The organism is Streptococcus sp. 29887 (assembly GCF_032595075.1).
Lineage (GTDB): Bacteria > Bacillota > Bacilli > Lactobacillales > Streptococcaceae > Streptococcus > Streptococcus iners.
In genome coordinates this window covers 1,133,577-1,155,889 of sequence record NZ_CP118735.1, presented here as the reverse complement: position 1 = coordinate 1,155,889, position 22,313 = coordinate 1,133,577, and the positions used below count along the sequence as shown (strand labels likewise).

Genomic DNA, 22,313 nt, shown 5'->3' with positions numbered 1-22,313 from the left:
TTCTTTACATAATTATTTATATTTTAATCTAAATACAGCATTTTCCAGATAAAAAACCTTGCCCGAAGACAAGGTTTTAATCGGCTCTATAATATCTGTAGTGGGTAAATCCTCTATGGATATTATGGAGTCTTTTTGATTGTAGAAAAAAAGTCCCATATGGCCTATAATGAAAAGCAACCAAACTCACATTAGAAAGACTCATATGGAACAACTAAATCTTATCACAAATCTTCTCAGAATTAAAGACAAAAATATCACTATCTCTAATGAATATGATATGGGAACTCACTTAGAACTTCATGGTCATTTGGATTATACAGCCCCTAAATGTCCCTCCTGCAAGGGACAAATGGCAAAATACGACTTCCAAAAACCCTCCAAAATTCCCTACCTAGAAACTGCTGGTTATCCCTTGCTTATCCGACTTAGAAAGCGTCGCTTCAAGTGTAAAGATTGCAGAAAAATAGCGGTCGCTGAAACTCCTCTTGTCAAGAAGAACCACCAAATCTCCGTCGCTGTTAACCAGAAGATTGCTCAATTACTCATCGAAAATCAAGCAATGACACATATTGCACACAGGCTATCTATCTCAACCTCATCAGTTATGAGAAAGCTTAATGAGTTCAAGTTTGAAACAGATTGGAATACCTTACCTGAGGTGATGAGCTGGGATGAGTATGCCTTCAAAAAGGGGAAAATGAGCTTTATCGCTCAAGATTTCAACTCCCTAAATGTCATAACTATTCTAGACGGAAGAACACAAGCAACCATCCGAAACCACTTTCTACGCTATCCTAGAAAGGTTAGAAATCAAGTCAAAGTCATTACCATGGATATGTTTAGTCCTTACTACAAATTGGCTAGACAGCTATTTCCAAACACCAAGATTGTTCTGGACCGCTTTCACATTGTGCAGCACCTTAGCCGTGCTATGAACCGCGTTCGTATTCTAATTATGAATCAATTCGACAGAAAATCGCAGGAATACCGGTCCTTGAAACGCTACTGGAAATTGATACAACAAGATAGCCGTAAACTCAGCGATAAACGATTTTATCGCCCTATGTTTCGCATGCACTTGACTAACAAGGAAATCCTAGAAAAACTACTGTCTTTTTCAGAGGAACTACGACAGCACTATGAACTCTATCAGCTTCTCTTGTTCCATTTCCAAGAGAAAAACTCAGATCATTTCTTTGACCTTATCGAACAGGAAATAGCCAATGTTAATCCTATTTTCCAGACGGTATTTAAGACATTTCTAAAGGATAAAGAAAAGGTTTTAAACGCCATGGAATTGCCTTATTCGAACGCCAAACTGGAAGCTACCAACAATCTCATCAAAGTCATTAAAAGAAATGCCTTTGGTTTCAGGAACTTTGAAAATTTTAAAAAACGTATTTTGATTGCTTTGAACATAAAGAAAGAGAGAACGAACTTCGTCCTCTCTAGGTGTTAGCTTTTCATCTACCCACTACAGTTGACAAAGAGCCTTTTAATCTTATTTAGCTTGACGAAGAGCTCCGTAGAGAATACCTGAAACTACTGCACCAATCAATACATAAAGGATGTAAAGCAATGGATTTGAAGTCAAAGCGATAACGAAGATTCCACCGTGTGGAGCCATCAATTGGATACCTGACAAACCTACCAAGGCACCTGCAAGGGCAGAACCTGCGATAAAGCTTGGGATTGCACGAGCTGGGTCAGCAGCACCAAATGGAATGGCACCTTCAGTGATGAATGACAGACCCATAACAATGTTTGTCAAACCTGAGTTACGCTCTTCTTGCGTGAACTTGTTCTTGAACAAGAGAGTTGCGACAAAGACTGCCAATGGTGGAACCATACCACCTGCCATAACTGCCGCCATCGCTACAGAACCACCGTCTGCAACAGTTGCTGCAAGCGTACCTGTACCGAAGACATAAGCCGCCTTGTTGACTGGACCACCCATATCGACTGCCATCATTCCACCGAGGACAAGTCCAAGGAGAATAGCAGAGCTACCTTCAAGACCAGCAAGGAAGTTGTTCATACCAGTGTTGATTGCAGCCATTGGGATATTGACGAAGAACATCAAGAAACCAGTAATAGCTGTTCCCAAAAGTGGCAAGAGCAAGATGGCATTCAAACCTTGAAGTGATTTTGGCATGTTACGCAAAGCGTTGCGAAGAACAAGCACCACACCACCTGCAAGGAAACCACCAACAAGGGCACCCAAGAAACCAGATGATACACCAGCAAGAGCAAGGGTTTCTTCACCACCAGCTGCGTAAGGGATTTTACCGAAAGCAAGACCGCTGCTAGCGATTGCACCAGCTACGAAACCTGCAACCAAACCTGGTTTTTCAGCGATTGAGTAAGCAATGTAACCTGCAAGTAGTGGCAACATGAAGCCAAAGGCTGCACCACCGATCTTCATGAACATAGCTGCGATTTCGTTGTATGAACCAAGATTTCCGAGTTGATCACTTGGAACACCTAGTAAATTATCAAATAAGAAGGCAAGGGCAATCAAGATACCGCCACCGATAACGAATGGCAACATTTGAGAAACACCGCTCATCAAGTGTTTATAGAATGCTTTACCAAGGCTAAGTTTTTCTGAAGATTCCACAGTAGCTGCTCCTTCTGTCGCTGTGTAGGCTGATGCTTTACCATCCAAGATGATGTTAATCAATTCTTCTGCTTGTTTGATACCAGCAGCAACTGGACGAGATACCAATGGTTTACCATTGAAACGAGGCATGTCAACAGCCTTATCTGCTGCGATGATTACACCTGCCGCATTCTTAATGTCTTCAGCAGTTAGTTTGTTACCAACCCCAGACGCACCGTTTGTTTCAACCTTGATATCAACACCCATCTCAGCAGCCTGCTTCTTAAGAGCTTCTTCTGCCATGTAGGTGTGGGCAATACCAGTTGTACATGCTGTAACAGCAACGATAAATGGACGGTCGCCACTTGGAGCTGTAGCAACTTCTTCAGTCGCCTTGTCAGCGGCTTCAGCTGTATCGAAGGCTGCAATCACTTCTTCAGGATTTGTTGCCGCACGAAGTCTATCAGCAAATCCAGCTTTCATCAAGTATTTAGACAATTCCGCAAGGGCTGCCAAGTGCGTGTCGTTGGCACCTTCTGGAGCCGCAATCATGAAGAACAAGTCAGTTGGTTGACCATCAAGACTTGCATAGTCAACACCCTTGTTTGATTTTGCAAAGAGAACAGTTGCTTCTTTGACAGCAGCATTCTTAGCATGGGGCATTGCAATTCCATCGCCAAGACCTGTAGTAGTTTGTGCTTCACGGTTCATGATACCTGTTTTGAACACATCAAAATCAGTTACATATCCTTTTTCTACCAAACTAGCAATCATTTCATCAATAACTGCTTCCTTGCTTGTTGCTTGCAAATCAAGCAACATGACATCTTTTCTCAAAACATCTTGAATTTTCATAGTGTTTCTACCTCAACTTTTTCATAAGTTTCCTTAATAAACTCGATACTTGCCAAATCGTCTGAAAAGGCTGTTGCCGTACCGCAAGCAACTCCCCATTTGAGAGCTTCAATCGGGTCCTGTGAGCGAACGTATTCGCCAGTAAATCCTGCCACCATGGAATCTCCAGCACCGACAGAATTTTTCACCGTTCCCTTGATTGGTTTGGCAAAGTAGGTTGCCGTCGGAGTAACCAACAAAGCCCCATCCCCTGCCATAGAAATGATAACGTTCTGAGCTCCCATATCTAAGATTTTCTTAGCGTAGGTTTCGATGTCAGCTATCCCCTTCAATTCAACATTGAAAATAGCTTCCAACTCGTGGTTATTTGGTTTAACCAAAAGCGGTTGGTAAGCAAGTGAATCCAGAAGAGTTTGCCCTTCAAAGTCACAAACTACTTGAGCCCCTGCTTTTTTAGCCACTGGAATTAGCTTATTATACACTTCATTTCCAAGGCTAGCTGGTGCTGAACCGGCAAAGACAACTGTGTCATCTTTAGTCAAGCCAGCCAAAACCATTTCTAGTTCTGCCAACTGTGTATCTGTCACAATCGGACCTAAACCGTTGATTTCTGTTTCTTGGTCGGCTTTGATTTTCACGTTAATCCGCGTATCTTGGTCCACCTGAACAAAATCGGTATCAATGCCTTCAGCAACCAATCCATCCTTGATGAACTGACCGGTAAAACCGCCAAGGAAACCCGTTGCTGTATTCGGATAGCCCAATCGCTTCAAAACACGACTAACGTTAATTCCCTTACCGCCGGCATACTTATCGTCACTCTCCATACGATTGACACTGCCTGTTTCAACTCTATCAAGTCGAACAATGTAGTCAATGGCTGGATTGAGCGTAACAGTATAAATCATACCTCGATTACCCTCGTTTTCTCTTTTATGATGTCCAACAAACTGCTCTCCGAAGATTGACAGATAATATTGGCTTTTTCGATGGCTGCAACCTTGGCAAAGGAGAATTGACCAATTTTTGACGCATCAGCTAAAACATAGCTTTCTTTTGCATTGTCTATGATGGTACGTTTGATGGTCGCTTCCTCAATATCTGGCGTTGTAAAATAGTTTTTATCAATACCATTCATTCCCAGAAATGCCTTATCAAAATTGAGCTGTCGAATTTGCTCCAAAGCCATGGCACCTACTGAAGCATCGGTTGATTGCTTAACAAAACCACCTATAATAATGGTCTTTATCTTGCGTTCAACCAACTTGACAGCATGGTGAATGGAATTGGTCACGACTGTTAGATTTTCCTGTTGGAGATAGTCAATCAAGACACCGGTTGTCGTTCCTGCATCTACGAAAATCACATCGCCGTCCATGACTAACTGTGCTGCTCTTTCAGCAATCATCCGTTTTTCTTGAACGTTTTTGAAAGATTTTTCCAGAATGGATTCTTCCAGTTGCAATTTAGCTGGTGCTTCTGCACCACCATGTACTCTTCGAAGTTTCCCTTCATTCTCTAACTCGTCCAAATCCCTACGAACAGTGGATTCGGATGTTGCTAGAATGTCAACCAATTCTTCCAATCGGACAAATTGTTGTGCTTGAATGCGTTCTAGTATGACTTGCTTGCGTTCTGATTTGAGAATGTCCAACACCTCCTGCAATCGTTTACAAAAACCATTATACACTAAAAACTATCATTGTCAATCATTTTCTAGCAAAATCTTTCAAAAAATGTCAATTTTCTTCAAAAAAGAACAATCTCTTACGAAATTGCCCCCCCTTCTATCATTGATGTGACCATCTCTTTAAGCATAGCCATCTCTTCTGGCCGGCCAATGGACAGTCGAATGTAACCTGCTAATTTCCCTGTTGGATAGTACTTGAAATTCCAATCTTTTGCCAAAGCTTGCCGGTGAAACACTTCTGCCCACGGTGCCTTAAAGGTCACAAAACTGGTCTGACTTGGCAGGACATGACAATCTTCTAATTGTTCTAAAAAAGCAATCATTTCTTGACGCAGTTTGACAATTGTTTCAACCGTTTCTGTTACTTTATCTTTGTAATCCAAGGCAACTGTAGCCATATGAGCCGTTAAATTGGATAGACTAAAAGGTGGAATGACCTTGTCCAATTCATAAATAAGCTCTTCACTTCCAACCGCAAAACCAACTCGCAAACCTGCTAGACCAAAGGCCTTGGAAAGTGTACGCAAGACCAAAACATTCTCATATCCTTCAAGGCGACTGAGAAAGCTCTCAACTTCTGCAAATTCAATATAGGCCTCGTCAATAACCAGCAATCCCTTGAAAGAAGTCGCTAACCTTTCCAAATCTTCCATGGAATAGGCAACCGATGATGGATTGTTTGGGTTGGAAAGCATGAGAATTTTCGCATTGGTTTCTTGAGCACGCGCCAACAAGTTCTCAACTGGCAAAACCAAGGTCCCATCTTTCTCTTCTAAGTCAATAGCTTCAAACCGACTACCATGCATCTGGTTATAGGTTTCATACATGAAGAAATCAGGATTGACCGTTAAGAATGTATCATCCTTATCCATAAAGGTGGAAACAATCATATGAATGAGGTGGTCAGAGCCAACTCCCACCGTCACCTGTCTGGGATTTACTCCAAGATAGGTCGCATATTTCTCAATCAGATTTGAGTATGTATTGTCACCGTAAAAGCTCAATTGACCAACTTCTAAGCTCTCTAAGGTCTTTTGCGGTAAAAAGGACCAATCAATAATGCGATTTTCATTATTTCCCAAGTCAAATCTAGCCTTATGTTTTATTTTATAAGGTTGGTAGTTTTCAAATACCTGACGTTTCATAATTTTCTCCTTTGAACATGAAAACACAGTCTAATCAACTGTGTCTTCTGCTTTGATTTTTTCAAAAATAGTTAACTCTTCAGCTGTAAAGTTATAATTTTCCAACAAGTCTGGACGACGTTGATAGGTTTTTCGTAGGCTTTCTTCCAGACGCCATTTTCGAATATTTTCATGGTGGCCACTCATGAGAACATCTGGCACTACCATCCCTCGATATTCGTAGGGACGAGTGTACTGAGGATATTCCAATAAACCTGAAGAAAAACTATCATCCGTATGGCTGACTTCCTTGCCAATGACCTCTGGAATTAAACGAACAGTAGCATCAATCATAGTCATGGCTGCTAATTCGCCCCCAGTCAGAACATAATCTCCAAGAGAAATCTCGTCTGTCACCAGGGTCTTAATCCGCTCATCATAACCTTCGTAATGTCCACAGATAAAAATCAACTGCTCTTCCTGTGCCAATTCTTCTGCATAGGCCTGATTGAAAGTCCGACCAGCAGGATCCAACAAGATAACACGGGGCTTGGTTTGTTCAATGCTATCCATGGTGTCAAAAATCGGTTGAGCTCGGAGTAACATCCCTTGACCTCCGCCGTAAGGCTCATCATCCACATGGCGAGCCTTTTCAGCTTTCTCACGAAAATTATGGTAGTTGATTTCCAGCAAGCCCTTGTCACGCGCCTTGCCCACAATAGAATGTTCCAGCGGAGCAAACATTTCTGGGAAGAGGGTCAAAATATCAATTCTCATCGTCCAAGCCCTCAAGCAATTCCACATCTACGCGATTGTTTGGAATATCAATGTTCAAGACAACAGGCGGGATGTAAGGCAAGAGCAGGTCTTTCTTCCCTTTGCGTTTGACCACCCAGACATCATTGGCACCAGGTTGCAAGATTTCCTTGATTTGTCCAATCAGCTGGTCATTTTCATAAACATCCAAACCGATAATTTCATGGTAATAAAACTCACCGTCTTCAAGGTCGGACAAATTTTCTTCCGCAATTTTCAAACTAAAGCCCTTGTACTTCTCGATATCATTGATGTGGTACATACCCTTGAACTTGATAATATCAAAGTTTTTAGCCTTGCGGTGACTGGCAATTTCAACTTCCATGACAAACTGGTCCTTGTCATTAAACAAGGCTAGCTTTGCCCCTTTTTTAAACCGTTCTTCTGCAAAATCCGTTACAGATAAAACACGCATTTCTCCTTGCAAGCCTTGGGTGTTAACAATCTTTCCTACGTTAAAATAATTCATAATTTCTCCATCTGATTTTCTATCCTTTTATTTTAACATGACGAGGCTATTTTCTCAAGCAAAGAAAAAAGCCGGATTGCTCCGACTTCTTCTAGTCTATTAACTCAGACAAGGACTTTTTGGTCCTGACTGTCAACTCGTAAGGAAACTCCAGATAGGTTTTGCCATTTTTCTCATAGAGATAGGCAATTTTATTATTAGGTTGAAAGGTTAGTTGGTAATATTCTTCTACCCCAACTGGCTGGTCATGGTTGCTAGCATTTTTGAAAAGATAAGGATGGATTTGGGTAAGCTCCGATAGAAAATCGCTCATTTTACTACCTTCCAGAGTTCTTAGCTCTCCACCATCCTGATTACTAATTACAATCTGGTCAGCTTGAGGTAAACTAATTTCAGTTTTCTTCACAACTTGATAGCCAAACAAGATGCAGATACAAGATAAAACAACAAAAATCAATCATCTCTTTTTCATATTAGCACCCAACCTTTTTTAGTAAATTATATCAAGCTCAGAAAATCTGTCAAGCGAAAACATAGAAATCTATTGAAGGCTAGCAATTTTCTTCAAACGCAATCTTAGGGCAATCCCGCAAACAAAAATACCTGAAATTAGACCAAGCCAATAGGCTTCTGGTCCCAGCTGGAAAAATCTTTCCAGGAAAAAGGCAACCGGAAAAGTCATGGACCAATAAGCAACCAAACCAAGTACAAATGGAACAGTTGTATCCTTGTAACCACGCAAAATTCCTTGAATTGGTGCTGTATAGGCATCTGCTAATTGGAACATGAGGGCAAAGCTTAGAAAATGTGAGGTCAGTCGGACAAAGTCTGCATCATTTCCGTAGAGATAGGCAACTTTGGAACGGAAAAAATAAAGGAAGGTTAAGGTCAAACCTGCAAAGCCTAGCGCTGCTAAGCGTCCCAAACGGCTGTAGGCTTTTACATCTATAGGTCGTTTTGCACCCACTTCATAGGCAACCACAATAGCCAAGGCTGAAGATACAGAAGACGGGAAGGCATAAAGAAGAGTAGCAAAGTTCATGGCCGCCTGATGAGCCGCGATAATCTGAGCAGAAAATTTTGCCATGTAAAGGCCAACAACTGCAAAAATAGCCACTTCTGCAAAGACTTGCAAACCAATCGGCAAACCAATTTTCAAGCCTTCCTTCAATAAAGAAAGGTCAATCGGACTCCACCGCCAAATCTGATAAGAAGAAATGGTCTTATTTTTGCACATGACAAGGACAATGACTAGCAACACAGCCCAGTAAGCTAAAGCAGTGCCCAATCCAGCACCTGCTCCGCCCAGGGCTGGTAGGCCCATTTTCCCATAAATTAAGAGATAGTTAAAGAGGCTGTTAAAGGGAACCAGAAGCAACATGAGGTACATAGATAGGCGGGTCAAGCCCAAGGCGTCGAAAAAGGATCGGCAGACGCTGAACAATAAGAGGGGCAAGATGCCGATGGAGATATAGTAGAGGTACTGCCGACCGACCTGAAAGACAGCTTTGTCCAAGTCGAAACGAGACAGAGCCGGAACGGCAAAAAGATAGACCAAGAGTAAGAGGATTGCCGTCAGTCCAAGGGCCAAATAGACAAACTGATGAAACTCTTGCCGAATCTTTGACTTCTCTCCTTGTCCTAGATATTGAGCAATGATTGGAACAAGCGCAGATACAATCCCCGTCAAAAATGAGAACAAAGGATTCCAAAGGCTGGTTGCCATGGAAACACCAGCTAAATCCATGGTACTGTACTGGCCAGTCATCATGGTATCAATAAAAGATGCCGAGTAATTAGCAAATTGATAAATTAAAATAGGCAAAAATATTTTGATAAATAGCCAGAGTTTCTCTTTGTTATTTCTTGTTTGGTACATACTTATTCTCTTTCAATTTTATATAAATATTGTAACAAGAAAAGGACCTGCATTGCAAGTCCTCTTTAACTAGATAGAATCCCCATTCCATATTGAATTTTTCACAATCACATAATCCACGTGCTTCAAGCTGGTAATGTCACGACCGCCAGCATAGGAAATGGATGATTGCAAATCTTGCTCCATTTCAATCAGCGTATCTTTCAAATGACCTTTAGCTGGCAGGAGAATTTTTTTGCCTTCCACGTTCTTATAGGCTCCTTTTTGGTATTCAGATGCAGAGCCATAATATTCTTTAAATTGTTTACCGTCTACTTCTACTGTCTTTCCTGGGCTTTCGATGTGACCAGCAAAGAGGGAACCAATCATAACCATGCTAGCACCGAAACGGATGGATTTGGCAATATCTCCGTGGGTACGGATACCACCGTCCGCAATAATCGGCTTACGAGCAGCTTTTGAACACCAACGAAGGGCAGCCAGCTGCCACCCCCCTGTACCAAAACCAGTTTTGACCTTGGTGATGCAGACCTTACCTGGACCAATGCCAACTTTTGTTGCATCCGCACCGGCATTTTCCAATTCTCGAACAGCTTCAGGAGTGCCAACATTACCTGCAATGACAAAGGTATCAGGCAATTCTTTCTTGATATGCTTGATCATTTTAATCACGCTATCCGCATGACCATGCGCAATATCAATGGTAATAAACTCAGGCGCGTCAGCTTTTAAACTAGAAACAAAGTCATATTCATAGTCTTTCACACCAACCGAGATAGAAGCAATCAAGCCTTGGTCATGCATGCGCTTCACGAAGGGAATTCGCCCCTCTTCGTCGAAACGGTGCATGATGTAAAAATAACCATCTTTGGCCAACATTTCTGCCACATCTTCATCCAAGATCGTCTGCATATTGGCAGGAACCACTGGCAGTTTAAAAGTGTATTTTCCGAGTGTTACCGATGTATCTGCCTCCGAACGGCTATTGATGATACATTTGTTTGGAATGAGCTGAATATCTTCGTAGTCAAAAACTGGTGTTTCATTAAACATGAGTTTCTCCTCTGTTCGTTTTTAAATGATTTTTATATTAGGAAATACTAGTTTGTTCGTTTTTCCTTTGTTTACAATTATTATTTTAGAACATTGTTTGTTTTTTGTCAATATACTTTGTGCATCATGTGTAAACGTTCGTTTATTATCGCTTTATGGAAGTGAAACAGGATTGAATATTCGTCAAATTCCGTTTTAGAAGACATTCTATTGAATATTTCTAAAAACGTTCTGATTTTACTGGAAATTTTTGACAAGAATACGAAAAAAATCTTCAAAAACTGAAGATTTTTTACTCAAATTCATATAATTGTGGAAATTTATCACATTCAGGATTTTTGGGATGGCAGACTTCTCGTCCAAAATAAATCATGGCCTGGTGGGCTGGCAGCCAGAGTTCTGGTGGTAAGACCTCCATGACCCGCTTTTCCGTTTCCAGTGGGGTCGCTGATTTTTTGACAATATCGTGGTGTTTGCAGATCCGACCCACATGGGTATCGACTGCGAATGCAGGAATGCCAAAACCGACACTCAACACCACATTGGCCGTTTTTCTTCCCACACCGGCTAAGGCTTCTAATTCCTCCCGTGTCTGTGGGACAATGCCATCATGTCGGTCCAACAACTGCTGGGCGCATTCTTTCAAAAACTTGGCCTTATTACGGTACAAGCCCAAGCGAGAAATGTAGGGCTCGATGTCCTTCACCTCTGCTGCTGCCATAGCTTGAGGCGTTGGGAAAGCCTCGAATAAACCTGGGGTTGCCTTGTTAACAGCAGCATCCGTTGTCTGAGCTGACAAAAGTACTGCGCAGACCAATTCAAAATGGTTGCGGAAATCCAAACTAGGTTGAGCATCAGGGTAAAGGGCGATGATTTCTTCAATAACTTTTCTTGCACGTTTCTTTGATAATACCATGTCACCATTATAGCATGAAAAAGAAGAATTTTCTAAAAAGTAACTTGCGAATGTGTCCCGTTCTCATGCTATAATAATCTATAGAAAGGAGTTGACTATCATGGATTTACAAGAACTTTGTAGGCAGGTCATTCAGGAACGACCTAGGAACAGCCACAAGGGAACCTTCGGCCGTGCCTTACTGATTGGTGGACTTTACCCTTACGGTGGCGCCATCATCATGACTGCCCTAGCCACTGTCAATAGCGGAGCTGGCTTGGTTACTGTCGCTACTGAAAAAGAAAATATTCCAGCACTGCATAGTCACCTACCTGAAGCCATGGCCTTTTCAGTTGATGACAAAGACTTACTCCTAGCAAATATAAAACATGCTGACCTGGTATTGATTGGGCCTGGTTTGGGGGACAATAGCCGAGCAGAAAACCTAGTTGACCTTGTACTTGAAAATGTGTCAGAAAAACAAATTCTTGTCCTAGATGGCTCTGCCTTGACCTTGATAGCCAAACAGAACAGGAAAATTTTTCCCTGCAAACAGGTCATCCTAACACCTCACCAAAAAGAATGGGAAAGATTGTCTGCTATCCCCATTGACCGACAAACAAGCCAGACCAACCTAACCGCCTTAAGAGAGTTTCAAGAACGTACCATTTTAGTCGCCAAGAGTTCATCTAGCCATGTCCTGCAAGCCAATCCTGAGCAAATCACACCAATAACTGCAGGCGGTCCCTACCAAGCAACAGGTGGAATGGGCGATACCCTTGCTGGTATGGTAGCAGGATTTGCCCTGCAATTTCCACATGCTCCCCTATACGATAAAGTCGTTGCAGCCACCTACCTTCATTCCTATATCGCTGACCAATTGGCCCAGCAATTCTATCTTGTAAAACCTACAGATATTTCGAAAGACATTCAAAAAACCATGCATTACTTTCAAATGAAATAAGCACCTAATCGTCGGACTAGGTGCTTTTTGGTTGCTTTAGACGCTTTCGTATTTTTTCTTTTGAACGAGAAAAACAGTAGTAACTAGAGCGATTCCTAGGAAAAGATAAGCATTCTGGTCTTTTGAACCTGTGTTCGGTAATTGTCTACCGGAATAAGCAACTGCGGCACTCTCTCTTATTTCCTTGTTCTGAATTGGTGCTTTTTCCTGACTAACAGCAGATTGATATACAGGATAGTTTTCTCGTGCTACTAGAACAAAGGAGGACCTTTGCTTCTTATCCGTACTCAATTGAGGACGAGGATCTGGGAAGTTGATAGAGCTCGCATTTGCGACTGTTATGTTAATAGTATTTGTCTTTTCTTCCACTACCTTCTCTTCCTCTGATACAGGCAACAGCGGCTGTTCAGGCTTACCTGCTTTTTCTTCTGATGGAAGGACAGGTTCTACAGGTGGTGGAGTAGCTTTCTCATCTGGTTTAATGCTTGATTCGGCATTCTCAGAAGGCGGGTTTTCGCTAGTTGGAGCTGCTACACCATCTAATGCAGCTTGAGCAGCCTGAAGCTCTGCCAATACTTGATCAACACTAGCTTGGCTAGCATGTTCATCAGCAAGGACTGCTTTAGCTTTTGAAAGAGCTTGGTCATATGTCTGTTTTACCATCTCAGAAGCATTGAGATATTTTACATCCGTTGTTCTGAGAACAGTAGAAAGTGATACGGCATTTCTTAGTGCAATGATATCTGTAGACTGACCATCTAAGTCAGATTTGCTAGCTTGCAAGTTTGATACCGCTTGATTGATTTCTTGCTGAGTCACTTTATCTTTGAGAAGGGTCATTTTGGCCAAGCGGATAGCTGTATCATAGGCGATTTGAGCTGGAGATGACGCATTATAATAAACAGCTTCTTCTGTCACTTTAGAATAAGTTTCTAGCTCTTTCACCAAGGCGCTGGTGTCTGTTTCCTGACCGTTTAGAGCTGACTTAGCTTTGGTCAAATCTTCTATCACTTGGTCAACATCATTTTGAAGGTGTTTATTCGCTAAAATCAACTTCGCCTCTTCTAAAACTTTATTAAATTCAACTTGAAGCGAACTGTCAGCATTGTAATAAGTAGCTGTTTCCTCAATTTTAGCTAGTTCAGTCAATAAATTGGACAGAGCTCGTTTATCAATCAGAGTCAATTTCTTACGATTGACTTGGTCGACTAATACTTCTAGGTTCAAATCTTCATAAAACTCATAACCTTCAGGTAGGTTGGTCGCAATCGTATATTGCCCAACAGGAACAAACTTGCCATAGTCTGTTTTTGAATACTTGGCATTTGGCAAAGCAAGACTTAGGCCATCTGCCGTTACCAGTGTTACATTTGTACCAACAGGCAAGAGTTTATCGACATCGACCAACAAACTTGCTTTTTCCTTAGAAAGAACATAGAAATCAATCTGACCAATACTATTTTCTTCACTAATTGTTACATTTAACGTTCTTTCGCTCGCTAGGTTCGCCCACTCTGTATCATATAGGAATAGTTCAAAACTATAGGTACCAAATGGTAATTTAACAATACTGTTATTCTCTGCATAGCGAGGTAGTTCTGTGACAACTTGACCATTCTGATCTCTCACAATGTATGAAAAATCAATTTGTGCATCTTGCTTGGTTGCCTGATCAAGCAAATTAACCGTCACCAAGCCGTTACCATTTCCAATTCCAACTAAGTTCTCAACTTTTTCAGAACTTACGTTTCCAGCAAAATCTTCCACCAGATAGTAAAATTTAGAAATATCAGCCAAATCAAGTGGCAAAGTGAAACTGCCGTCCTCGTTTTGTGCAACAAAAACCTTATTATCAGTCACTGTGACATGACCTTTTTCGTCAGTAGCTGTCAAGGTTGTCAATCCATTCTCACCACTTACTAAATAGAATACTCGTTCGCGGAATATTCCTGCAGGTCCTTTTTCACTGGCTGGACGTGGATCAAATTTGTAACTGCTCGCATCATAAGTAGCCGTTGTGATGTTTGGTGCTTGGCGGTCAACGATCACATCAAATTCCAATTTTTGCAGGTCTGCTCCAGGAACCTCTGGAAGATAGGTCAAGACATACTTATAGTTTCCGTCTGCTAACGGATTGCCATTGCTATCTAAACCAGACCATTCCGTTGGATAAACAACTGTTGATTTTGGATTGAGTTCATTTCCACTGTAATAATTTTTTTCACCAGTTTCAGCCTTGCTTGTCCATAAAGCTTGAGTCCGCTCTGTATCTTCTGCTGCATAAACAGAGGCAACAAGATTTGTGTAATTGCGCAGGAAAACGCCTTTAAATAAGACTGATTCTTGAATATTATCACCATTTGGAGAAATAGCTAGTTTCAATTGCCCCGTTTCATCCATGGAGAGAACGAATTGATCCTTATCATTCTTAAAGGCTCCAAGAACTTTCATCTCCTCTTCAGTCATGCGGTCCGTAGAATACACTTTTTCAGAGTAATTTGTCAACAAACCTGTAAAATCTTGGTCTTGTTTTACTTCCAGTATTTCCTCCATATTAGGTGTGAAATAAAATCCAACTTGACCTTCTGGTAAGAGTTGATAAATCGGTGTTTCAACCACTGGCAAATTTTGGAATTCTCCTCTATAAGCAACATACGGAATACTGATTACCTCACCAGCGTCCACAGGGTCGGTAAAACGTACAAAACCTTCTAAAAAGTAACCATTAGGCATTTCTTGGAGTAGGTTTTCTGAAAACTCAGAAGCATCTACTTTGATGGTGACTTGCTGACTACTATTAGCCTTCACTGTAATTTCTTGACCTGGAATAGCCATCAATTCGCGTGATACTAAGACTGCTAGACCTTCATAGGTCTGGTCTGTATTGACATGAGTAGTATAATTCAATACCTTATCTTCTGAACTAATATTGTGCACTTCTACCGTGAATTCAAATTGGTCACCAACATTTCCTAAAGTCAAGCTAGGGTAGCTATCCAGACCTGTAACGAATAGGTCTTTTGATACAGCAGCTGCCACATCAAGCATACCCGCTCCTTGTTGACGTGGAGAAGTATAGGCTTGGTTTAGCGTATCAAAATGGGTTTTTGCCGTTGACATGAGCAACTGTTTGACCAACGTTTCCAGTTCAGCAGCTGATTTATTAGGAAACTTATCTTTCAAATATTGTTTCACCAAGACGGCAGCTCCTGCCACGTGAGGCGCAGCCATACTAGTACCACTTTGGGAAGCGTATTGGTTGTCATTGATAGCTGAATAGATAGAACCACCCGGCGCTGCTATATCTGGTTTTAATTCTCCATCAGCAGATAGACCCCAACTGGAGAATGCCGACATCATGCCCGCTTCTGGATTAGCAACAGCCTCAGATTCGTTGTTAAACTGGATTTTATACGAATGAACCGCGAGGGCCTCACCAAACTCTGCAGGAATAAAAACAGATGGTATGGCAATAGCTGTTTCATCCAAGGCCATTCCGATATTTTCTTCGCCTACTACATTGTTGAAGATAACAACACCTTCTGCACCAGCCTTTGTAGCATTGGAAATTTTGCTAGAGAAATTGATGCTTCCACGCTTAATAAGCGCTAGCTTACCAGTCAGGTCAAGATTTGTAAAATCTTCTTCTTTCCCCAAGCCCACGTAAACATAATCATAGGCCTTTCCAATTTCAAATTTCTTCTCACTTCTATCAGGATTATCGTAAGAACTACGGCCAAAATTCAGATCAGCATTGTCTTCAAGACCGACAATATTCAAAACACGCTGATTGATGACACTATTATTAAACGAGGCAACAGAAATAGCATCTTTGGCTGTCGAAGGATCTGCAACCAAACCATAGTCGAGATTTGTACTCCATGGAATTGAGTGCCCCGCACCAAAAGCACCGTCATTGCCAGCTGCAATAACCACTGAAACACCCGCTTTACGCGCCAATTCAATAGCTGCAAGGACAGTATTGTCCATATTGACAAGAGAGCCATTAGCGCCACCTAAACTCAAGTTAATGCTATCTGCCCCTAGTTTTACGGCGTCTTCAATAGCTCTCACATACAAGGCTGCACCGGTTGTGCTACTAACATCAGAGAAGACCCTCATAAACATGACCTGTGATTCTGGGGCAACCCCCTGAATATAGCGACCACCGTCCATGGTTGATGGATTTCCTGCAGCAATCCCGGTAACATGCATACCGTGTGACTGACTAGCCTCTTCTTTTAGCACATCATTTCCATCGGCATAGTTGTAGCCAAACACAACCTTATCACTGAACCATTTTCCGTAAGAAATACCTGCTGCAGCTTTTGCTACTTCTAATTCTTGAGCAGATTGGTACTTAGCCTTACTTGTATCTGATATTTTTAATACATCATGCTCAACGTCCAATCCAGAGTCAATAATGGCTACAATGCTTCCCTCTCCCTTGTAGCCAGTTTCCCAAACGGTTGGCGCAGAAATCATAGAATTACTATCTGCATCTAAGGTCGTAGCCAAGCTTCTTAGGGCAGGACTTACCTGGCTATTCACCTTCTGCTGATCTGTCAGCTCTATGTTTGTTTCCAACGATGGTTCGCTTGCACTTGCCTCACTTGTCGGAGCTTCCATAATTTCTTCTGTTTTGACATTACTTTCACTTGACACTATTTCATCAGTTGTAGGATTTATGGCAGAAACTTCTTGGCTCTGATTCTCACTTACCTCATTGCTTTCTACAATCTCCACAGGTAAAATCTCTTCTGATTGAGGCTTGACTTCCTCTTGCTGAAGTTGAGAATTAACTTGAACTTCAAAGGTATCCTCAACGGGTGCAACTTGCTCCACCGTCTGATCGACAGCAGCATTCTCCAACACTTGTTCTGCAAAAACCTGAGAAGTTCCTGCAAAAGAAATAATGGAACCAACTAAAACTGAAACTAACCCAAGTTTACATTTTCTGAGTGAAAATCGTTGTCTTTTCATACTATTCTCCTATATTTTTAAATGTATTGTACTATTTAATCATAATTCAGTCTAGATTTCAAGTAGATATTGGGAATTTATGCAAAATGTTAGTATTTTATACAAAAACTACCCTGAACATTCGTTCAGAGTAGCTACTTTAGTGTACTATAAAATGATTTTCTATTTCCGATACATCTTGAACTGGAGATAAAGGTCATTGTACATTCCCAGCATCTCTTGTCCGAGGTTATCATAGACTTCCATCTTCTTCATGGTCTCTTCTGAAGGATAGAAGGATTCGTCGTTCTGAGTTTCTTCATCCAGCATGGCTTTTGCTGCAGGAATTGGGGTTGAATAACCAACATATTCAGCATTGCGAAGCGCATTTTCAGGTCGGAGCATGAAACTCATAAAGGCATAGGCACCGTCCAAATTCTTGGCGGTTTTAGGAATGACCATGTTATCAAACCATAGGTTAGAACCTTTTGACGGTACAACATAGCGGAGATTTTCATTACCATCCAACATTTCACTGGCTTCACCAGAGAAGGAAACTGCAATGGCTGCTGCATCTTGAATCATATAGCCCTTGATTTCATCAGCAACGATGGCCTTGACATTTGGAGTTAGATTATAGAGATGTTCAGCAGCTTTTTCAATTTCAGCTGGATTTTTAGAGTTTAGGCTATGCCCCAGCGATTGCAAGCCAAATCCCATGACCTCACGGACACCATCAATCAACATGATATTGTCACGGTATTCTTCAGACCACAAATCTTCCCATTCTTGAGGAGGATTTTCGACCATTGTTTCATTATAAACAATGCCCAAGGTACCCCAGAAATAGGGGATGGAATAATCATTGTTCTTATCAAAACTTAATCCCATGAATTGCGGATCGATATTTTCCAAACCTTCGATTTTCGACTTATCCAATTTGATAAGCATATTCTCTTCGGTCATCTTGGAAATCATATACTCAGATGGAATGGTCAAATCATAGGTTGTACCACCCTGCTTTATCTTGGTATACATGGATTCATTGGAATCAAAAGTTTGGTAATCCACCTGAATACCTGTTTCAGCAGTAAACTCTTCCAGTAATTCTGGGTCAATATAATCTCCCCAGTTATAGATAACCAACTTATCCGTCGTTCCTTGAGTTGAATCAGCTTCTAATTTGCTAGAAATTCCCCAGAGAATGAGAATAATGGCAATAATTCCTAGGAAAAATGAATATAAACGTTTCATTAGTTGGCCTCCTTTTCACGTGAGATGAAATAATAACCCACTACCAATAAGATTGAGAAAAGGAAGACAAGGGTTGATAGGGCATTGATTTCCAAAGAAATCCCTTGACGAGCCCGTGAGTAAATCTCTACAGATAGGTTTGAGTAACCATTTCCCGTAACAAAGAATGTCACGGCAAAGTCATCCAAGGAATAGGTAAAAGCCATGAAATAACCTGCAATAATGGCTGGTGTCAAGTATGGCAACATGATTTCTTTTAGCATTTGCGGCTGAGTTGCACCCAAATCATAGGCTGCTGAAATCATATCGGCATTCATTTCCTTCAAGCGTGGCAAGACCATCAAGACCACGATAGGAATGGAAAAGGCAATGTGACTGAGCAATACTGAAACAAAGCCAAGCTGGAAACCAATCATGGTAAAGAGAATCAGGAAGCTCGCCCCAATCATGACATCTGGTGCCACCATCAAGATATTATTGACAGACAAGAGCGCGTTTTGAAAACGAGGTGTTGCCTGATAAATGTAGATAGCTCCAAAAGTTCCGATAAGGGTCGCAATCAAAGAACTCAAGAAAGCCAAGAAAAATGTTTGCGCCAAAATCAGCATCAGACGGCTGTCGCCCAACATGGACGAAAAATGCTCCAAGGTAAAGCCTGTAAAGCCGTTCATATCTCCACCTTCATTGAAAGCGTAGAAAATCAGATAGAAAATCGGCAAATAAAGAAGAAGAAAGGCAACCGTTAAGTATATGTTTGCAAATTTTTTCATTATTTCTTCCTCTCTTTCGTCATCCACATAATCAAGAGCATGGCTAAAATCAAGACCACACCAATTGTTGAACCCATTCCCCAGTTTTGTGTAGTAAGGAAATGTTGCTCGATGGCTGTACCCAAGGTAATCACTCGGTTACCGCCAATCAAACGGGTCAACATAAAGAGGCTCAAACTCGGAATGAAGACGGCCTGAACACCAGAGCGCACACCATTCATAGAAAGAGGAAAAATAACTTTTGTAAAGGTCTGCCAAGATGTAGCCCCTAAATCACGACTGGCATTGATTAAGTTCTTATCCAAATCATCCAGGGCATTAAAAATTGGCAAAATCATAAACGGAATTTCAATATAGGCTGCAACAGCAATAAAAGAGAAATCCGTGAAAAGAATTTGCTGGGCACCTAAGCCAATAAACTCTAAGAACTGGTTGATGGAACCATGCTGTCCAAAAATACCGATAAAGGCATAGGCTTTCAACAAGAGATTGACCCAGGTTGGCAAGATAATCAACATGAGCCAGAGCTGTCTATGCTTGAGCTTGGTCAAGAAATAGGCCGTTGGATAAGACACCAACAAAGTGACCAGAGTAATAATACCTGCGTAAAAAATGGAGTTAAAACTCATACGCAGATAGGTCATATTTGGCGAATGAAAATAAGTTTGATAATTGGCCAGAGTGAAATTACCATGAATATCAAAGAAGGATTTGAAGATAATCAAGGCAACTGGAGCAAGTACAAAGAGAAAGACCCATAGGGCATAGGGAATTGCAAAGAGCCTAGAGGTTTTCTTCATTGCGTTCCTCCTCGATGGCGTTAATCAAGCCATCTTCCACTTCTTCCACTTCCACATACTCTTCAATACGGGCATCAAATTCCTCTTCCGTTTCATTGAGGCGCATGATATGGATGTCTTCTGGCTCAAAGTCCAGACCGATGACCTCTCCCACAATAGCCTTACGAGTTGAGTGAATCATCCATTCATTGCCCAAATCATCGTAGGCAATGATTTCATAGTGAACGCCACGGAAGAGTTGGGTATCTACTTTTACCTGCAATTTGCCTTCTTCTGGAAGTGTAATCTGCAAGTCTTCTGGACGGATAACGATTTGAACTTCTTCATTTGGACGCATACCACCATCCACAGCTTCGAAGCGTTTGCCGTTAAATTCAACTAGGTAGTCTTTAATCATGCGACCAGACAGGATATTGGACTCGCCAATAAAGGTAGCAACAAAATGGTTGATTGGCTCATCATAAATATCCACTGGTGTCCCTGACTGAACAATTTCACCTTCATTCATGACAAAAATCCAATCACTCATGGCCAGTGCTTCTTCTTGGTCATGGGTAACAAAGACAAAGGTAATCCCTAGGCGTTGTTGCAATTCACGCAGTTCATACTGCATTTCTGTCCGCAGTTTCAAGTCTAGGGCTGATAAAGGCTCGTCTAGTAAGACAACGCGGGGCTGGTTGATGATGGCGCGAGCAATAGCGACACGTTGCCGTTGACCACCTGACAATTTCTGAATGGAGCGTTTCTCGTAACCAGAAAGTCGGACCATTTGAAGAGCCTCTGTCACACGGCGTTCGATTTCAGCCTTGTCAACCTTACGCAATTTAAGAGGAAAAGCCACATTCTCAAAGACAGTCATGTGTGGGAATAGGGCGTAGGATTGGAAAACGGTATGGACATCCCGCTTGTTGGTCGGAACATCGTTAATCCGTTGACCATCCAGATAAATATCACCTGAACTTGCATCCAATAAACCAGCGATAATGTTCAAAATCGTTGATTTACCTGAACCAGAAGCTCCTAATAGGGTATAAAATTTACCCTCTTCCAATTCAAAACTAATATCCTTTAATACAATTGTTCCACTGTCTTCAAAAACTTTTGAAACGTGTTTAAATTCAATAATTGGCTTTTTCAATTCTCATAAATTCCTTCTTTTTAACAGAGCCAGATGGCTAGAGTTTATCAGCTGGGTCGCCGATAATACGCACTTCTCTCTCCAGCGTAACGCCTGAAGATTTTTCAACAACTTCAATCACATGGGCAATCAAATGTTCATAGTCCATCGCTGTACCATTAGCAACATTGACCATAAAACCAGCATGTTTTTCAGATACTTCAACACCGCCAATACGGTAGCCTTTCAAGCCAGCCTCCATGATTAACTGACCTGCAAAATGACCAGGAGGGCGTTTAAAGACTGAGCCACATGATGGGTATTCCAATGGCTGTTTCAACTCACGCAAATGGGTCAAACGAGCCATTTCATTTTGAATTACAGGGTGATTACCAGGTTTTAGGGCAAATTTAGCAGATAAAACAATGGCTCCATTCTCTTGTAAAATTGACGAGCGATAGCCAAAACGCAACTCACGGTTATCCAAGGTTTCTACATAACCTGCAGGTGTCAAAATCTGAGCAGAAACCAGAATATGAGCAATTTCTCCACCGTAGGCACCAGCGTTCATATAAACTGCTCCACCTACACTACCAGGAATACCACAGGCAAATTCAAATCCTGTCAAGGAATGGAAGAGGGCAACCTTAGTCGTTTCAATCAAATTAGCCCCTGCTTCTGCTTCAATCGTGTAGCCTGAAACAGTGACAGAATTGAGTTTATCCATACGGATTACAAACCCACGAATACCACCATCACGAACGATGATATTACTTGAATTGCCCAGTACCTGCCAGGGAATATTTTCTCGCTTGGCAAACTCGACAATACGGACAATTTCATAGCGGTTACGAGGAAATGCTAGGTAATCAACAGCCCCCCCAACTTTTGTGTAGGTATATTCTTTTAATGGTTCATCGAAGCGGATGTCAATTCCATCCAACTCAAGCCTAATTTTATCTTTCATCATCTTCTCATTTCAATTTAAAATATACAGGTCATATTATACCAAAAAACAGCTCAAAAAACGAATATAAATCCAGTTTCTGGTCAGAATTTT

Annotated in this window: 18 protein-coding genes; 2 read left to right on the top strand and 16 right to left on the bottom strand. The window is 41.4% G+C overall.

Going from position 1 to position 22,313, the window contains the following annotated elements; all coding sequences use genetic code 11:
* Positions 1-205 precede the first annotated feature (205 nt).
* Entirely contained in the window at positions 206-1,462 is a 1,257-nt protein-coding gene (locus PW252_RS05740; protein WP_316716633.1) for an ISL3 family transposase, read from the top strand.
* A 42-nt stretch (positions 1,463-1,504) separates the two neighbouring features.
* Here the strand turns inward: PW252_RS05740 and PW252_RS05735 are convergent, their stop codons facing one another.
* The 10 genes from PW252_RS05735 to nth form a co-directional block, all read right to left on the bottom strand.
* Positions 1,505-3,460: a PTS fructose transporter subunit IIABC gene (locus PW252_RS05735; protein WP_248050267.1), complete on the bottom strand. Its 1,956-nt coding sequence runs from the start codon at positions 3,458-3,460 to the stop codon at positions 1,505-1,507.
* Positions 3,457-4,368, bottom strand: coding sequence for a 1-phosphofructokinase (gene pfkB, locus PW252_RS05730; RefSeq protein WP_105124562.1), 912 nt, complete (start codon positions 4,366-4,368; stop codon positions 3,457-3,459). The genes PW252_RS05735 and pfkB overlap by 4 nt, the downstream gene beginning before the upstream one ends.
* Entirely contained in the window at positions 4,365-5,114 is a 750-nt protein-coding gene (locus PW252_RS05725) for a DeoR/GlpR family DNA-binding transcription regulator (RefSeq protein ID WP_248050269.1), read from the bottom strand. The genes pfkB and PW252_RS05725 overlap by 4 nt, the downstream gene beginning before the upstream one ends.
* Before the next feature lie 113 nt (positions 5,115-5,227).
* Positions 5,228-6,295, bottom strand: coding sequence for a pyridoxal phosphate-dependent aminotransferase (locus PW252_RS05720; protein WP_248050271.1), 1,068 nt, complete (start codon positions 6,293-6,295; stop codon positions 5,228-5,230).
* A 30-nt stretch (positions 6,296-6,325) separates the two neighbouring features.
* Complete coding sequence (gene trmD / locus PW252_RS05715) at positions 6,326-7,051, bottom strand: tRNA (guanosine(37)-N1)-methyltransferase TrmD (protein WP_024390342.1); 726 nt, start codon at positions 7,049-7,051, stop codon at positions 6,326-6,328.
* Positions 7,041-7,559 (bottom strand): ribosome maturation factor RimM, encoded by a 519-nt coding sequence (gene rimM, locus PW252_RS05710; RefSeq protein ID WP_023370422.1) that lies wholly within the window; start codon positions 7,557-7,559, stop codon positions 7,041-7,043. Before rimM ends, trmD begins: the two co-directional genes overlap by 11 nt.
* Positions 7,560-7,650: 91 nt before the next feature.
* Positions 7,651-8,016: a DUF5301 domain-containing protein gene (locus PW252_RS05705; RefSeq protein ID WP_316716858.1), complete on the bottom strand. Its 366-nt coding sequence runs from the start codon at positions 8,014-8,016 to the stop codon at positions 7,651-7,653.
* Between the two features lie 84 nt (positions 8,017-8,100).
* On the bottom strand, positions 8,101-9,438 hold the full coding sequence (locus PW252_RS05700; protein ID WP_248050276.1) for an MATE family efflux transporter: 1,338 nt from the start codon (positions 9,436-9,438) through the stop codon (positions 8,101-8,103).
* A gap of 69 nt (positions 9,439-9,507) precedes the next feature.
* Positions 9,508-10,491: a GMP reductase gene (guaC, locus tag PW252_RS05695; protein ID WP_105124557.1), complete on the bottom strand. Its 984-nt coding sequence runs from the start codon at positions 10,489-10,491 to the stop codon at positions 9,508-9,510.
* A 292-nt stretch (positions 10,492-10,783) separates the two neighbouring features.
* On the bottom strand, positions 10,784-11,407 hold the full coding sequence (nth, locus tag PW252_RS05690) for an endonuclease III (RefSeq protein ID WP_105114782.1): 624 nt from the start codon (positions 11,405-11,407) through the stop codon (positions 10,784-10,786).
* 100 nt (positions 11,408-11,507) lie between these two features.
* On the opposite strand from nth, the gene PW252_RS05685 reads away from it, so the two are divergent.
* Positions 11,508-12,350: an NAD(P)H-hydrate dehydratase gene (locus PW252_RS05685; protein ID WP_248050279.1), complete on the top strand. Its 843-nt coding sequence runs from the start codon at positions 11,508-11,510 to the stop codon at positions 12,348-12,350.
* Between the two features lie 36 nt (positions 12,351-12,386).
* On the opposite strand, the gene PW252_RS05680 is transcribed toward PW252_RS05685, so the two are convergent.
* The 6 genes from PW252_RS05680 to murB all read right to left on the bottom strand — a co-directional run bounded on the left by PW252_RS05680 (position 12,387) and on the right by murB (position 22,220).
* Positions 12,387-17,333, bottom strand: coding sequence for a S8 family serine peptidase (locus PW252_RS05680; RefSeq protein WP_248050281.1), 4,947 nt, complete (start codon positions 17,331-17,333; stop codon positions 12,387-12,389).
* 162 nt (positions 17,334-17,495) lie between these two features.
* On the bottom strand, positions 17,496-18,566 hold the full coding sequence (locus PW252_RS05675; protein WP_172091387.1) for an ABC transporter substrate-binding protein: 1,071 nt from the start codon (positions 18,564-18,566) through the stop codon (positions 17,496-17,498).
* Positions 18,566-19,336, bottom strand: a complete 771-nt coding sequence (locus tag PW252_RS05670) for an ABC transporter permease (protein ID WP_172097613.1) — start codon at positions 19,334-19,336, stop codon at positions 18,566-18,568. The genes PW252_RS05675 and PW252_RS05670 overlap by 1 nt, the downstream gene beginning before the upstream one ends.
* On the bottom strand, positions 19,336-20,136 hold the full coding sequence (locus PW252_RS05665) for an ABC transporter permease (protein WP_105124552.1): 801 nt from the start codon (positions 20,134-20,136) through the stop codon (positions 19,336-19,338). Before PW252_RS05665 ends, PW252_RS05670 begins: the two co-directional genes overlap by 1 nt.
* Entirely contained in the window at positions 20,120-21,274 is a 1,155-nt protein-coding gene (locus tag PW252_RS05660; protein ID WP_248050282.1) for an ABC transporter ATP-binding protein, read from the bottom strand. Before PW252_RS05660 ends, PW252_RS05665 begins: the two co-directional genes overlap by 17 nt.
* 37 nt (positions 21,275-21,311) lie before the next feature.
* Positions 21,312-22,220 (bottom strand): UDP-N-acetylmuramate dehydrogenase, encoded by a 909-nt coding sequence (gene murB / locus PW252_RS05655; protein ID WP_172050018.1) that lies wholly within the window; start codon positions 22,218-22,220, stop codon positions 21,312-21,314.
* Between the last annotated feature and the right edge of the window lie 93 nt (positions 22,221-22,313).